Below are 14,301 nucleotides of genomic sequence, written 5' to 3' on the forward strand. Positions count from 1 at the left end.
TTAGTTCATCGGCAGGCCCGGCGCGCTTCACGCGGTCCGCAGGGCCGCTTGGTCCTCGGCGGCGATCAGTGCACCGATGTGCCGGGTCATGCGCTGCGCGTCGGGCTCGATGCCGGTGAACAGTCGAAGCGCGTCGACCGCCTGGTGGACGGCCATGCCGTCGCCGGTCAGGGTGCGCGCCCCGATTGCGCGGGCGGTGGCGACCAGCTCGGTCACGACCGGCCGATAGACCACCTCGGCCACCCAGAGCCCGGGCCGCAGCGCCGAGGGGGAGACCGCCATCCCGGGGTGCGCCGACATCCCGATGGGTGTCGCGTGCACCAGGCCGTCGGCCGTGGCGATCCGCTGGTCCGCGTCGCCGGAGCCGCCCGCGGTCAGTGCGGTCGCGGGGAACAGTGGGCGCAATGACGCTGCGAGCGCCTCTGCCCGTATCGGATCCACGTCGACGATGTGGAAGTTCTCGACGCCGCGGGTGAGCATCGCGTAGGCCACCGCCGCGCCGGCCCCGCCGGCACCGACCTGGACGACCGATGATCGCGACACCGGGCGGGGGCTCTCGACGCCGAACCCGAGATCGAAGTTGCGGGCGAAGCCCGACCAGTCGGTGTTGTGCCCGATTCGTCGCCCGCTCTCGAACACCACCGTGTTGACCGCGCCGAGCCGCTCTGCGTCGGGGGACAGCTCGTCGAGGTGTTCGAGCACGCGCTGCTTGAACGGATGTGTGACATTCAACCCGCGCATCCCGGCCTGCTCGGCACGACGCAGGACCTCTCCGAGGTCGACGGTCGCCGACGTCGATTCGGGCACATCCAGGATGAGGTAGGTGTAGTCCAGGCCCTGCGCGGCCGTCTCCTGCTCGTGCATCGGCGGGGTCAGGGACCGGGAGATGCCCTGCCCGACCAGGGCACAGACCGTGGCTCCCTCGTTGATCCGTCGGGTGGCGGTGGCGAACTCGGAAGCGAACATCTGTGGTCTCCTGGTCGGGCTGGGCTGGGGGGCTGACGTTGATCAGGCAGGCGCGCCGTTGAGCACCGGCGGTGTGGCCACGGCGTCGGACTCGCCCGTGCCGGCCTTCTCGCCGAGGCGCATCGTGTCGGTCTTGTTCGTCTCGATCGCGGTGGTGGCGGCGGCCGCTGCGATCAGTGCGCAGACGGCGACGACGATCGCGACCGGGACCCACCCCATGCGGCCTTCACCGAGGATCGCGGCGGCGATCAGCGGGAGGAAGCCACTGGCCATGAAGCCGATCTGGGTGCCGATCGCCACGCCCGAGTAGCGGACCTGCGCCGGGAACATCTCGGCGTAGAACGACGGCCAGATGGCGTTGGCCGCGGCGTAGACGAACGACTGGATGACGAGGGTGGAGAAGAGGATCACCCAGAACGATCCGGTGGTGAGCAGGAACAGGTAGGGGAACGAGAGCACCGCGCAGCCCACGGCACCGCCGATGAAGATCGGCTTGCGACCGACGCGGTCCGAGATCATGCCCCACAGGGGCTGGGTGAACAGCATGACCAGGTTCGCCACGACGCTCACGGTCAGCATCGAGCCCTTGGAGACGTCGAAGTCGTCGGTGGCGTACTTGAGCGCAAAGGTGGAGAACAGGGTGCTCATCGTGGCGATCAGGGCACAGGCGATCACGCGCAGCAGCGGACGCCAATGGTTGCGCAGGAGGTTGAACAGGGGCACCTCGGAGACGCCGTCGGCCTCCTTGACGGCCTCGAAGACCGGGGTCTCGGGCATGGTGCGACGGATCAGGTAGGCGACAAGCATCACGACGGAGCTGAACAGGAACGGGATGCGCCAACCCCAGCTGAGCAGGGCGTCCTCGGGCAGGGCTGCGACCGGGATGAAGGCCAGGGTGCCGACCAGCAGGCCGGCCTGGGTGCCGTTGAGGGTCCAGCTCGCATAGAACGCGCGCTTCCCGGAGTCCGAGTGCTCGACGGTCAGGGAACTGGCGCCGGACTGCTCACCGGCCGCGGACAGCCCTTGCAGCAGGCGCAGGGTGACCAGTGCGATGGGCGCCGCCATCCCGATGGTGTGGTAATCGGGCAGGCAGCCGATCAGGAACGTGGCAGCCCCCATCAGCAGCAGGGTGAACACCAGCACGCGCTGGCGGCCGATCCGGTCACCGAAGTGGCCGAGGATCACGGCACCGACGGGACGCGCGACATAAGCGACGCCGAAGGTCGCGAATGCGGCGAGTGTTCCTGCGCCGGAGCTGAACTCGGGGAAGAAGATCTTGTTGAACACCAGCGCGGACGCGGTGCCGAAGATGAAGAAGTCGTAGTACTCGACCAGGCTGCCCATGAAGCTGGCCAGCGCCGCCTTGCGCGGCGCGGGCGCCGGCAGGTCGTGGTGGGTGGTGGTCATCGGTCCTCCAGGTGTGGTGTGCGCCACGGCTCGGATGGCGTGTGACTGAGACTACAAATACGTTTGGCCTTCGTCAAGACAACTAACCAGATAGTTCATAAAAAGTTCCATTTAGGCAGTTCAGAGGCCATAAAAATTTTCGCATAGTCGGAACTCTGGACACGACTAGTGAACTATTTGGTACATTATGGGGCACCGTGTCCGACGTCACTGTAGGAGGTCGACGATGACCACAGGCACCACCGCGACGGGAGTCGAATCACCGCGCCGGGGCCCTGTTCGGCTACCGAGGACCTCGATCGCCACGGTGTGTCTGTCCGGGACTCTCGAGGAGAAGCTCGACGCCGCGGCCGCGGCGGGGTTCGACGGTGTCGAGATCTTCGAACCCGACCTGATCGCATCGCCGTCGGGGCCGCGATCCCTCGCCGCTGCCACCGCCGATCGCGGACTGACGATCGATCTCTATCAGCCGTTCCGTGACCTCGACAGTGCCGACGACGATCAGTTCGCCCGAAACCTGGTCCGGCTGGAACGCAAGTTCGACCTGATGGACGAGCTGGGATGTGACCTCCTGCTGGTCTGCTCCTCGCCGCTGCCGGGCGCCGTCGCCGACGATGACCGACTGACCGAGCAGCTGGCCCGGGCCGCGTCGATGGCTGCGCGACGGGGCAAACGCCTCGCCTATGAGGCGCTTGCCTGGGGCACCCACGTCAACGACTATCGTCACGCCGCGCGCCTGGTCGCCGCAGTGGACAATCCGGTTCTGGGCACCTGCCTGGACAGTTTTCACGTCCTGTCGCGCGCCGACGATCCGGCCGGCATCGCAGACCTTCCGCCGGATTCGATCTTCTTCCTGCAGCTCGCCGATGCGCCGGCCATGCGTATGGACGTACTCCAGTGGAGTCGCCACCATCGGTGTCTGCCGGGTCAGGGCAACTTCGACCTCGGCGGTTTCATGCGTGCGGTCTGTGACGCCGGCTATCGCGGCCCGTGGTCACTGGAGGTGTTCAGCGACCTGTTCCGGCACGCCGATGCCGGGCGGACCGCGCGTGATGCCCATCGGTCGTTGCGCTACCTGGCCGAACTGGTCGGCCATGGCGTCGACGGCATCGACGGTGCTCGCCCGTCGTCACCGACCGGGGCGGGGCGCGCCGGTCGCGCCGTCGCCGGGGATGTGGTCTCGATCCGGGTTGCCGCCGGGCCGGTGATGGCGCCGCTGGTGGCCCAGACCTTGTCGCAGATCGGATTCGACCTGCAAGGCGTCGACAGCGAGACCGGCCTGCGCCTGCATCGTGGTGGAGACATCGCCGTCGTCGTCGACAACACGGCAGGCACGGTGTGGACTGCGCCCGGTGTGCCGGCCGACATGCCGACCATCGCGCAGATCGGGCTGCGCAGTGACGATCCCGGCGCGTGGGCGGAGCGAGCGGCCGCCTTCGACGTCCCGGTCGCACCCGTGACGGCGCCGGGCACCGCGGCCTCGGAACGCGACGATGTGGTGCGGCTCGAGGTCACCGACACACTGGCGGTGGACCTGCGGGCCGTTGTCTCGGCAGCCGAGTGGCAGCAGCGGTTCGACCTCGTGCCGCGACGACCGGTGCTGCCGTCGGCGTTGTTCACCGGGGTCGATCACATCGGCATCGGCATCGCGACAGCCGATTGGGAGGGCGCGATGCTGCTGCTGCGCTCGGTCTTCGGGATGCGCGTCGACGACGGCCTCGACGTCCCGGACGCGGTCGGCACCATGCGCAGTCAGGCACTGACGATGCCGACGCCGTCGGGATCTGCGGTCCGCGTCGTCGCGGCGATGGTGCCCAGTCAACTCGACGCGCACGGACCGCTACGCCGCCCCGGCGGACTCACGCACGCCGCGTTCGCCTGCGACGACATCTTCGAGGCCGCCGGACAGTGTCGGGCCCGTGGGCTTTCACCGCTGGTCATCCCGGACAACTACTACGACGACGTGCAGGCACGATATGACCTGTCGGAGAACATGATCAAGCAATTGCGGGATTTCGACATCCTGTACGACGCGGACAGCGAGGGAGGCGAGTTCCTGCACTTCTTCACTCCGTCGATCGGTGAGGATCTCTTCTTCGAGGTCGTGAGCCGGCGCGGCGGCTACCGCGGATACGGTGAGGTGAACTCACCGGTTCGCGTCGCTGCCGAACTACATCGACGCGCCACGTCATGATCGCAGCGGCAGCCCGTTCTTGTCCCGGACGCCGCCGGTCAGCATCATGATCCCGTCGACCAGCACCCAGATGCCGACACCCAGCGTCATGGCGAGGCCGACCAACACGAACAGCACGGGGATGATCAGGAACGACAGGATCGCCCCGAAGAAGATCAGGACTATGCCGCCGAAGTTCAGGCCCAACTGGAGAAGTGCGGTGAAGTTGTCCCCGATGTAGAAGCGGCCGGCACCGAATCCGCCCAGGAAGATCTGCAGGAGGCCTGCGGCGACCTTGGACTTGTCCGAGTATGGTTCGCCCGTCCGGGGATCCCGGCCGAACGGGGCCATCGGGTCGACGAAGCCGCCGTAGCCGCCCGGTGCCGCGGGATATCCCCAGGGACTCGGCTCGGGGGAGCCGAATGCGGGCGGCTGAGTGTACGGATTCGACTGATACGGGTCCGGTCCCGGCCCGTACTGAGGGCCCTGATAGCTCATCGCCACATCATTTCACGATTTCCGGCGAACCCGGCGGCTGTGGGAGTCGAGTGAATGACGGATCAGGTCGCGCTGCGTTCGTCTTCGATGGCGTCGAGTACCGCCTCCACGGTCTCCTCATCTCCGGTGAACTCGCCCGGGCGCTGACCCTCGCTCATGAGATGACGCCAGTTCGCCGGATCGAACTGCACCGCCTCGTTGCTCTCGATGAAGTCGATGATGACCTTGGTGAACCGTTCCGGATCGCTGTGGAAGGGGAAATGTCCACAGTGCGAGAAGGTTACGAAATCGGAGTGCGGAATCGCCGCGTGTGCGAGCTGAGCGTGGTGATAGGGGATGACCGTGTCCTCATCGCCCCAGATCAACAGGACGGGAAGCCGTTCGGTCAGATAGCAGCGATCCAGCATCGTCACGACCTGACCACGCCAGTCGACGACTGCGCGCAGGGTGCGCAGGAATGCCGACGATGCGGTCGGGTCGGTGAGGTCACCGAGAACCCGGACCAGGTCCTCGTGGTCGTTCAGCAGGCGTCGCGGTGACACCGTGGACGGGATACCCGGTACGTGGGGTACGGCGGCGAGTGTGCGTGCGGCCAGCCGCAGCGACGGGACGACCCCCGGCACCCGCAGAAGGTTCAAGATCTCGTGGGCGACGGGCATCGAGACGAGACGCAACGCCGGGTTGACCTCCCGGGTCACGCCACCGGCCGCGACCAGCACGAGCCGTTCCACGAAGCGGGGAAACTGATAACAGAACTGCATCGCGACGCCGCCGCCGAGCGAATGTCCGACGACGGTGACCTTGGAGTAGCCGAGGACCACGAGCAGATCTCGCATCCCGTTCGCGAATGCCGGCACCGAGTAGTCGGCACGCGGTTTCTCCGACCTGCCGTGACCGAGCAGATCCGGGGCGATGACGGTGTAGTGCTGGGCGAGGGTGGGGATCACCTCGTCCCACGTCGACGAGTTGTCGCCGATGCCGTGGATCAGCAGCAGTGCGGGTCCGCTGCCCGCGATCCGGTAGGCGCGCCGATACCCGTGGATGGTGTGGTATTCGATCCGTACCTGGGTGTCGGTCACCGGACGCAGCGCGGGGGACTTGCCGGTTTGGGTGCGCGTGCGTGCCTGGCTCCGGGAACCCCTGGTTGGTGGGTGGGTGTTTCCGGACACGGTGGGCTCCTCGCGATCACGTCTGTGTGATGGTCTGTGTCGGGCGATCAGCTGGGTGTGACCGCCTCCGGTGACGCCGACGGGTCTGCGACGTCGACATCCTTACCATCGAGTAAACCGCAGTTTGGCACAGTTCGCCCGACATGTTGCATCGAGTTAACCTCCGCCGCGTGCATCGGGTGTGACATGCGTCGCCGGCGGCTGCCTGGGTCATCCGTCACTGCGCGTCACTAGGCTTGAGGTCGATGAATCCGTTCGACGTCGACACATTCCTCGCGACCGGTGGGCTGATCGGTCTGTGCGTTCTGATCTTCGTCGAGACCGGCCTGCTCATCGGGTTCGTGTTCCCCGGCGATTCGATCTTGTTCACCGCGGGCGTCTTTGCCGCCCAACCGGATCCGTTCGCCCCGGTGTGGCTGCTGTGTATCGCGGTGCCCGCGGCCGCCATCGCCGGGGATCAGGTGGGCTACCTGATCGGCCGGCGGCTCGGTTCCGGGGTCGTCGAGGGGCGCCTGATGCGGTGGATCGGACCGGAACCCCTGGAGAAGACGCATCGCTACTTCGAGCGGTTCGGCGCGCTGACTGTGTTCTTCGCCCGATTCATCGGGATCGTGAGAACTCTCACCCCCCTGGTCGCCGGGTTCACCGGGATGTCCTACCGCATCTTCACCGTCTTCAGCGTGCTCGGCAGTATCGCCTGGGCGGCCGGGATCATCCTGCTCGGCTACTTTCTCGGGCAGGTGACCCTCATCCGCGACCACATCGAACTGTTCATCGTCGGCTCGGTGCTCACCGTGGTGATACCGACGGCAATCCACATCGGTCGTCGCTGGCGAGAGTCGCGCCGGTCGCCGAAACAGTCCGCGTGAGGCTCCTACGAAGCCACGAGGGGCGACGCCGAGAGGGGCGTAGCTAAGACGGGTAGAACGGCTCGGTCGCCGGTGAGGCGAAGTCGTCGGCGATGGTCGCGGCGAGCCCGACGAATGCCCGCCGGGTCTGTTTGCCGACCAGATCCAGGTCGACCTCGGCCCCCTCGGACAGATGGTCGTCGAAGGGGATCTTGTGCACCGCGCGGCAGCGGGTCAGGAAATGCTGACCCAGCTGATCGGTGTCGATCGTCGAGGCCCCCGGTCGTGAGGAACTCAACACGACCACGGCGCGCGACACGAGATGGCCGAAACCGTGCGCCTCCAGCCAATCGAGCGTGGCACCGGCGCTGCGTGCGCCGTCCATCGCCGGCGAACTGACCAGGATGATCGCATTGGCCTGGTCGAGGACGCCGCCCATGGCCGAATGGCTCAGTCCGGTACCGCAGTCGGTGATGATGATGTTGTAGAAGCGCTGGAGGATGCGCATGACGCCGCGGTACTCCTCGTCGCTGAACGCCTCCGCCATCGCGGGGTCCCGTTCGGAGGCGAGCACCTCGAGACGGCTCGGCGCCTGCGACGTGTGCGCGCGGACGTCGGAGTACCGATAGACGTTCGGGTCGGCCAGCAGGTCGCGAACGGTCGACCGGGTCTGTTGGGGTACCCGTTGGGCGAGCGTGCCGAGATCGGGGTTGGCGTCCACCGCGATGACGCGGTCGCCACGCAACGACGCGAAGGTCGACCCCAATCCGACCGCGGTGGTTGTCTTCCCGACCCCACCCTTGAGCGACAACACCGCGATCCGGTAGTCGCCGCGGACCGGTCGGTTGACTCGCTCCAGAAGACGCTTGTACTCGACGTCGGCGGAGGATTCGCCCGGATTGATCGTGCCTGCGGAGATGGTGTGCACCGCGCGTCGCCATCCGCGGCTCGGTGGTCTGCGCGCCTTGCGGATCAGGGCCACCTCGTCGAGGGCCGGGCCCGAATGGGGTTCGGCGTGAGCGGGGGGACCCATCGGGTATCCGTAGTGTGTTCCCGGTCCCTGCGGTTGCGGGTACGCCGGGCCTGGCATCTGCGCGGGCGGCATCTGCGTAGGCGGCATCTGCGGCGATGACGCGTCGTGGCGGGGCATCTGTGGCGGGTGGTTCATGGGCGGGTAGGGCGGCGGTGCACCCGGTGCCGGCGCGGGCTCGACCCAGCCGGTCGGTCGCGGCGCGCCCGCTCCCGGCGGCTCGGCGCCCGGCGCGGCCACCTCGGGGCGGACGACGTTCGGCGCGGGCGCCGGTTCCGGCCGGTCACCGGTCGGCGGACCGGGGTGGGGCGGCGGAACCGAAGGCATCGGCGGGTGGTCGCCACGCATGGTGCCGGGGTCCGTCACATCCCGGGGTGCGCCGGGCGGAAGCCCGGAGGCCGGCTGCTCGAGGGGCGGCGGTGTCGGTCGGGGCGCCTCGGTCGGCTCCGGCTCGGCGAACTGGAGCCAGGGAGGGGGCGCAGGCACACCGGAATCGTCCACACTCCCGGAGTTGTCGTACGTCATGCGGAAAGGTCCCCCCGTCGGTGTTCGACTGCGCGCAATCCGTCGTGACCCCAGAGTGTAACGAAGACTCGGAGCGGTACCGAATGGAGCGGACGGCGACTCCGTGCCGCTGACCAGCAGGTTGTGGCGAGGCAGGTGGTCAGATGACGCCCTGCTCGGCCAGCGACGCCAGCTTCTCGTCGTCGAGGCCGAGTAGGCCACGGTAGATCTCGTCGTTGTTCGCGCCGGGGCGTGGCGGTCCGGCGCAGCGCACACCACCGGGACTCTCGGAGAGTTTGGGCACGATACCGGGACCCAGGATGTCGCGGCCGAGCCGTTCGTCGTGATGTGGGACGAGCATGTCCCGCGCCTGCATCTGGGGATCACGCACGACCTCGGCGACCGTGTTCACCGGGCCCACCACAACACCGGCGGCAGTGAGGATCTCGATGAGGTCCTCACTCGTGTGGTTCTCGGCCCACGCCGCGATGATGTGGTCGAGCTCGTCCTGGTTGATGCCGCGGGCGCGGTGGTCGACGAACCGTTCGTCGGTGGCCAGTTCGGGGCGCTCCATCGCGGCGCAGAGCCGACGGAACACCGTGTCCTGGTTCGCCGCGATCACGACCCGCAACCCGTCGGCGGCCAGATAGAGATTCGACGGTGCGATTCCGTCGAGCCGGGTTCCCGACGGCCCCCGGACCACACCGCCCAGGTCGTAGTCGGCGATCGTCGACTCCTGTACGGCCAGACAGGCCTCGGTGAGCGCGGTGTCGACCACCTGCCCCCGGCCCGTGACGGTCCTGCGGTAGACGGCGGCCACCGCGCCCTGCGCGGCGAACATGCCGGCCAGGGTGTCGCCGAGGGACAGTGCCAGTCGCGGCGGCGCCTCTCCCGGATAGCCGTTGAGGTAGCGCAGGCCGCTCTCGGCCTCGGCGACGGATGCGTATCCGGCACGGGAGGCGGCGGGCCCGGTCTGTCCGTAGCCGGAGACGCGGACGAGGATGATGCCGGGGTTGCGCGCCGACAGCACGTCGTATCCCAGATCCCAGCGTTCGAGGGTGCCCGGACGGAAGTTCTCCACGATGATGTCGGCGACGTCGACCAGTTCGAGGAAGACCGCGCGTCCCGCCGGCGCCCGCAGGTCCAGAGTGACGGCCTTCTTGTTGCGGGCGTGCACGGTCCAGTACACCCGCTCGCCGTCCTGTTCGGCCTGTCCCCAGGTCCGGATCGGATCGGGCGAGCCAGGCGGTTCGATCTTGATGACCTCGGCACCCATGTCACCGAGCAGGCGACCCGCGAAGGGGCCGGCGATGAGCGTGCCCAGTTCGAGAACCCGCAGTCCGTCGAGTGCGCCCGGTGGGGAAGCGTCGGTATTCGTCACCCTGCCAGGATTGCCGATCCGGTTCCCCGCCGGTACCTCGGGGCGCGAGGCCGTCTTCCGGTCGGCCGGCGACGACGCCGATGTCCGCGGAGCCGGGGGTCGTTCGAACGGTGGGAAACCCGGGTGTTGTGTGGTTACGGGTGGGCTGTTATGGCAGGATCGTCGGGTACGTCCGGGCGCAGCGCCGCCCGGTCGGATCAGTGTGGACGGCCATTGGCGTACGCACGGTTGGTCGGGGGACCCGGATCGATCCAATTCTGACGGATCAGGGGAACCGATTGCGGCCGGGCGACGTCGAAAGAATTGTCACGACGATGATCCAGGTGTCTTGAGGGGGACAGATCACCATGTCGACACGAGGTAACAGCACATGGTCCGGCCGCACGGGCTCCGGCGAGCACGATGCCGCGGTGCCGTCGCAGGATGCCGATGCCGTGGACGCCGCGCACGCATTGTCGACCGCGCGGTCGCGCTCCGGCGCCGTCGCCGTGGTGACGACTCCGCAGGGTCTGCCCGTTTCGGTGCGCATCGACGACTCGGCGCTGTCGAAGGAGCCGGCCGTCCTGGCCGACCAGATTCTGCGCCTGTGTCGGCAATCGGCGATGGTCGCCGGTATTCGGCTGCGGGAACAGCTGATCACGTCGGGGGTGGGTCGAAACGTCGTGGATGCGATGAAGTTGCCGAAGTCCGACGACCTGGCGCGCGCCGAGCAAGTCGACGACCACGATCTCGACGCTCCGGCGTCGTGGCTGCGATCGGTCTGAGGCACCGCTATGAGTTGGGCGATGGATGAGCTCGAGGCGAGGGCGAACGCACAGCTGAACAGCTTGTACGAATTGAACGAGAAGTATGCCGCGATCGCCGTCCGGGAGACCTCGGACGATGATCTGGTGACCGTCGAGGTCGATGGCGTGGGTGCGTTGACCGGTCTCTGGCTGGCGCCGGGCGCCAACGAGTTGGGCGGCACCCGCCTGGGCGATCAGATCGTGGCCACGGCCGCGCTCGCGGCGCAGCGGGCATTCGCCAAGCGCGCGCTGATCACCGAGGAGTTCACCGACTCGTTCGGCGATCTGCTCGGGTCGCGGCCACGGTGAGGGCGGGGAAATGAATTTTCCAATGCAGTGGAACCAGGTCGATCGCCGGTGCGTCTGAATGAGTGATCGCATCGGGACCTGCGACTTGTCGACAGCGGTGAAGGGGAGGGAAGAGCTTTGAGCGATGTGACGGTTGTGCCAGAGGTCGTCGAGGCATTCGGGGCGACGAGTGCGGCCATGGCGACCGCGGTCGGTGCCGCCGGCTCGATCAACGCGGCGGCCAACACCGCGGTGATGGTCCCCGTCTTCGGCCTGATCGGACAGGAGTTCCTGGCATCGTTCATCGTGGCGCAGGCCAACCACCTGCTGGCGGTGGGCAACCTTGCTGCCGTCCACGCCGGCAGCGCCGCAGCCACATTCGCGGGCCTGGCCCAGCTGGAGGGTGAGGACGCCGCCTCCGGTGCCACCATCCGATCGGTGCTGTGACCGGCACGCAGGCACCCGGCCCCATGCCGGTGGTGATCCCCGACGTTCCCGCGATGTCGCACATGACCGTTCAGGAGATGATCAACGCCTCCCCGCTGGGGCCGATCCTGGACAAGTCGGTCGCCGATGTGCTCGCCGGCCACGGACTGCCCGCCCTGCCGGGTCTCCCGCCTCCGGGTCCGCCGTTGCCCGGCCTTCCGCCGCTGCCCGCCATCGACCTCGACCTGCTGATCAAGCCGATGACCGATCTTCTCGGCGGTTTCGGCACCGGCGACCTCTCGATGGCGGATTTCGATCCCTCAGCGATCTTCGAGAGCCTCTCCAAAGTCCTCGAGACGACGATGTCGATGAGTTCGGGCGCGGTCAAGGCGCTCGACAAGTTGTGGACCGGGACCGCCTCCACCGCCGCCGTCGGCAAGTCGGCGGTGGCGACTGCGGACACGGCGAACGTCTCCACCCAGGGCACCGGGATGTCGTTCGACATCAACGCCGCCGCAGGCATTGTCGGGGCCGGTCTGGCCGCGGTACAGGCCATCATCGCGGCGACGATCAGCAAGATCGCCGGGACCGTCCCGCTCATCATGACCCCGTTCGGACAGGGACTGGCTGTCGGCTTCGCGACCGAAGGACTCGCGGAGGCCACCGCCCAGGTCGCCGTCACCCGAGCTCAGTTGTTGGGTCCCACCGCACAGATGACGGCCAACGGTGCGCAGGTGCCGGTGACGAGCGCACCTGCGGCCGGCGGCGCAACCCAATCCCCTTTCGCCGTGGCCAGTGCCGTTCTCGACGGTGCGACACCGGCGGTGTCGTCGGCGTCGGAGTTGCCCTCGATGATCGCGTCGCCGGTCACCTCCATGTTGTCGGCGGCCCGGACCGAACAGGTGATGACCACCCCCGGCGCCACCGCGGGAAAGCGAGGCGGTCCCGACGGAGGCGGTGGAGGAGCCGGAGGAAGAACTCACGCTGCCGGAGGGGGAGGAGTCGGTGGTGTCGGCGCCATCACCGCGCCCTTGGCCGCACGTCCGTTCATGAGCCCTTCCCTCGGCGCAACCGAGCCGGCGGGGTACAGCCCGCAGCAGCCGGTCCGCGCCGCCGTCCCGACCACGTCGACCGTCCCGGCATCGATGGCGCCGATGGGCGCGGCGGGTGCGGCGCGGGGAGCCGGCGCCGCCGCCGACGAGCATCAGGTGCCCGACTATCTCGTCACCGAGGACAACGGGCAGCGGGTCGTCGGTCAGGTTCCCGACGTCGCGCCGGCGGTACTCGGCCACGAGGACGAACCCGCCACGGACTCGTCGCCGGACATCGAGCTGCGCCTCGGACCCGCACCCGGCGGGCACGCCGGCTCACCCGTCGACACCTGACCATCTGATCGACCGACCCGACCGACAGCACCCGGAACGAGGAAACATGACCGACACCCAGTTGAATGTCGATCCCGCAGAACTCATCTCGGCCGCCGGCCGACTCGATAGGCTCGCCGAGCGGCTCGAACGGTCGTTGATCACCGCGGCGCCGGGCCTCACCGTGCCCAGCGCCGGCCGCGACGAGGTGTCGCGAACGTCGGCGACAAGCTTCAACGCGGTGGCCGAGACGTTCACCGACGACTCGGCCCGCGGCGTCGAGGAACTCCGCAAGATCGCGGCGGTGCTGCGAGCGCAGGCAGCCGGATATTCCCGCGGCGAGGACGAGGCTGCCGCCGGGTTCCGCGTCTGACGCACGAGCCTTTCACACCCACCACTCGCGTCGACGAGAAGGGAGACGACGTTGACCGGCTTCACCGGTGTCATCTGGGACGCACGTACCACCGCGCAGCTCGCCTCGGATCTCGGCGACGGCGCAGGCCCCGCTCCGCTGGTCGAAGCGGGCGCGGGATGGGCGCAGCTTGCCGCGGAGTTAGGTTCGGCCGCAGCCGAATACGGCGCCATCCTGGGCGCGCTCGGCATCCACTGGGACTCTTCGCACACCAGCACGATCCTCGAGAGGCTGAGTCGCCTGGGGCCGTGGTTCGCCGAGGCGGCCGAGGCCGCGGGCGGCAATGCCGCCCGAGCGGAGGCGCAGGCCGCGGCGGTGGCCGTGGCGCGATTGACGATGCCCGACCTCGCCGAAGTCGACCTCGCCGAGCAGGCCAGGCGGGTCGCGACGACCGTGAGTGCACTCGCGCCGGCACTGGTGGGCGCAGCGGCACAGGCCGAGCGGGCCGTGCACGATCAACGGATGCGCGCGGCCCGCGTGATGCAGACCTACGAGTCGGCTTCGGAGTCGGCGGCACGACCGTGGCCCTCCGGCCCGCCCGCCCCCGATCTGGTGTCCGGGCATCCACTCGCCGCCGAGCGTGCCGCCCGTGCCGCACAGGCGCGGCCGAGCGCTTCACCCGCGAAGGCCGGCACTGCCGAACCTGTCGGCACGTCACCTGTCGGCGTGCCGATGACCGTCGCTGCGTCGCCTCCGGCGAAGACGAGCTACGCACCGACCATCCTGGCCGGTGGGTCCGCGGTGAACAGCTCGGCTCCGACCACGCCGGCTCCCACCGGTCACACCGCGCCGGGCGCACCGGTCGCGCCGCCGCCGGCGCAGGGCGCAGCGTCGGCCGAGCGGGTCGTCGCTCGTGGCCCGGCCGGTCCCGAACAGCCGGATGAGCAGGAGCCGTCGGCAGCCGCCGGCGACGCCCCGGCCACCTGGGCCGAGTTGGCAGTCGCGGACAGAACTGCCGTGCAACCGCTCACCCACGTCGACGGCGGAACCACGGTCGACCCCCGGTACCTGAACGAGACCTTGATCCTCGACCAGCGGACGGGGACCTGA

General features: G+C 68.5%; 14 protein-coding genes. 8 read left to right on the plus strand and 6 right to left on the minus strand.

The window, feature by feature from the left end:
- Positions 1–27 precede the first annotated feature (27 nt).
- Both AC4AMJ_RS04525 and AC4AMJ_RS04530 read right to left on the minus strand, forming a co-directional pair.
- Complete coding sequence (locus tag AC4AMJ_RS04525; protein ID WP_489917365.1) at positions 28–966, minus strand: shikimate dehydrogenase; 939 nt, start codon at positions 964–966, stop codon at positions 28–30.
- A 42-nt stretch (positions 967–1,008) separates the two neighbouring features.
- Positions 1,009–2,373, minus strand: a complete 1,365-nt coding sequence (locus AC4AMJ_RS04530; protein WP_489896757.1) for an MFS transporter — start codon at positions 2,371–2,373, stop codon at positions 1,009–1,011.
- 226 nt (positions 2,374–2,599) lie between these two features.
- On the opposite strand from AC4AMJ_RS04530, the gene AC4AMJ_RS04535 reads away from it, so the two are divergent.
- Positions 2,600–4,567, plus strand: coding sequence for a sugar phosphate isomerase/epimerase and 4-hydroxyphenylpyruvate domain-containing protein (locus AC4AMJ_RS04535; RefSeq protein WP_489917366.1), 1,968 nt, complete (start codon positions 2,600–2,602; stop codon positions 4,565–4,567).
- Here the strand turns inward: AC4AMJ_RS04535 and AC4AMJ_RS04540 are convergent.
- Positions 4,562–5,044 (minus strand): TM2 domain-containing protein, encoded by a 483-nt coding sequence (locus AC4AMJ_RS04540; RefSeq protein ID WP_489896755.1) that lies wholly within the window; start codon positions 5,042–5,044, stop codon positions 4,562–4,564. The genes AC4AMJ_RS04535 and AC4AMJ_RS04540 overlap by 6 nt on opposite strands.
- A 62-nt stretch (positions 5,045–5,106) precedes the next feature.
- A complete protein-coding gene (locus AC4AMJ_RS04545; RefSeq protein ID WP_489918371.1) occupies positions 5,107–6,132 on the minus strand; it encodes an alpha/beta fold hydrolase in 1,026 nt (341 codons plus the stop codon).
- Positions 6,133–6,458: 326 nt separating this feature from the next.
- Between AC4AMJ_RS04545 and AC4AMJ_RS04550 the strand changes: the two genes are divergently transcribed.
- Positions 6,459–7,082: a DedA family protein gene (locus AC4AMJ_RS04550; RefSeq protein ID WP_489896754.1), complete on the plus strand. Its 624-nt coding sequence runs from the start codon at positions 6,459–6,461 to the stop codon at positions 7,080–7,082.
- 43 nt (positions 7,083–7,125) lie between these two features.
- Here AC4AMJ_RS04550 and AC4AMJ_RS04555 read toward each other — a convergent pair whose 3' ends face one another.
- Both AC4AMJ_RS04555 and AC4AMJ_RS04560 read right to left on the minus strand, forming a co-directional pair.
- Complete coding sequence (locus AC4AMJ_RS04555) at positions 7,126–8,616, minus strand: MinD/ParA family ATP-binding protein (protein WP_489917367.1); 1,491 nt, start codon at positions 8,614–8,616, stop codon at positions 7,126–7,128.
- A 139-nt stretch (positions 8,617–8,755) separates the two neighbouring features.
- Positions 8,756–9,976 (minus strand): CaiB/BaiF CoA transferase family protein, encoded by a 1,221-nt coding sequence (locus AC4AMJ_RS04560; protein WP_489917368.1) that lies wholly within the window; start codon positions 9,974–9,976, stop codon positions 8,756–8,758.
- Positions 9,977–10,323: 347 nt separating this feature from the next.
- On the opposite strand from AC4AMJ_RS04560, the gene AC4AMJ_RS04565 reads away from it, so the two are divergent.
- The 6 genes from AC4AMJ_RS04565 to AC4AMJ_RS04590 all read left to right on the plus strand — a co-directional run bounded on the left by AC4AMJ_RS04565 (position 10,324) and on the right by AC4AMJ_RS04590 (position 14,301).
- Positions 10,324–10,740, plus strand: a complete 417-nt coding sequence (locus AC4AMJ_RS04565) for a YbaB/EbfC family nucleoid-associated protein (protein ID WP_489917369.1) — start codon at positions 10,324–10,326, stop codon at positions 10,738–10,740.
- Positions 10,741–10,749: 9 nt separating this feature from the next.
- Positions 10,750–11,070 (plus strand): YbaB/EbfC family nucleoid-associated protein, encoded by a 321-nt coding sequence (locus tag AC4AMJ_RS04570; RefSeq protein WP_489917370.1) that lies wholly within the window; start codon positions 10,750–10,752, stop codon positions 11,068–11,070.
- A 117-nt stretch (positions 11,071–11,187) separates the two neighbouring features.
- Positions 11,188–11,496 carry a hypothetical protein gene (locus tag AC4AMJ_RS04575; protein WP_489896749.1) on the plus strand — a complete coding sequence of 103 codons (309 nt, stop codon included), beginning with the start codon at positions 11,188–11,190 and terminating at the stop codon, positions 11,494–11,496.
- A gap of 23 nt (positions 11,497–11,519) precedes the next feature.
- Complete coding sequence (locus AC4AMJ_RS04580; protein ID WP_489918372.1) at positions 11,520–12,860, plus strand: hypothetical protein; 1,341 nt, start codon at positions 11,520–11,522, stop codon at positions 12,858–12,860.
- A gap of 46 nt (positions 12,861–12,906) precedes the next feature.
- Positions 12,907–13,212, plus strand: coding sequence for a PE family protein (locus AC4AMJ_RS04585; RefSeq protein ID WP_489896748.1), 306 nt, complete (start codon positions 12,907–12,909; stop codon positions 13,210–13,212).
- 51 nt (positions 13,213–13,263) lie between these two features.
- Positions 13,264–14,301: a PPE domain-containing protein gene (locus tag AC4AMJ_RS04590; protein WP_489917371.1), complete on the plus strand. Its 1,038-nt coding sequence runs from the start codon at positions 13,264–13,266 to the stop codon at positions 14,299–14,301.

It is taken from the genome of Gordonia sp. LMA484 (assembly GCF_058129505.1).

Bases quoted from the DNA above. Each gene is read 5' to 3' on its own strand.
- AC4AMJ_RS04525 (WP_489917365.1), bottom strand. From the start codon at position 966: ATGTTCGCTTCCGAGTTCGCCACCGCCACCCGACGGATCAACGAGGGA.
- AC4AMJ_RS04530 (WP_489896757.1), bottom strand. From the start codon at position 2,373: ATGACCACCACCCACCACGACCTGCCGGCGCCCGCGCCGCGCAAGGCG.
- AC4AMJ_RS04535 (WP_489917366.1), top strand. From the start codon at position 2,600: ATGACCACAGGCACCACCGCGACGGGAGTCGAATCACCGCGCCGGGGC.
- AC4AMJ_RS04540 (WP_489896755.1), bottom strand. From the start codon at position 5,044: ATGAGCTATCAGGGCCCTCAGTACGGGCCGGGACCGGACCCGTATCAG.
- AC4AMJ_RS04550 (WP_489896754.1), top strand. From the start codon at position 6,459: ATGAATCCGTTCGACGTCGACACATTCCTCGCGACCGGTGGGCTGATC.
- AC4AMJ_RS04555 (WP_489917367.1), bottom strand. From the start codon at position 8,616: ATGACGTACGACAACTCCGGGAGTGTGGACGATTCCGGTGTGCCTGCG.
- AC4AMJ_RS04565 (WP_489917369.1), top strand. From the start codon at position 10,324: ATGTCGACACGAGGTAACAGCACATGGTCCGGCCGCACGGGCTCCGGC.
- AC4AMJ_RS04570 (WP_489917370.1), top strand. From the start codon at position 10,750: ATGAGTTGGGCGATGGATGAGCTCGAGGCGAGGGCGAACGCACAGCTG.
- AC4AMJ_RS04580 (WP_489918372.1), top strand. From the start codon at position 11,520: ATGCCGGTGGTGATCCCCGACGTTCCCGCGATGTCGCACATGACCGTT.
- AC4AMJ_RS04585 (WP_489896748.1), top strand. From the start codon at position 12,907: ATGACCGACACCCAGTTGAATGTCGATCCCGCAGAACTCATCTCGGCC.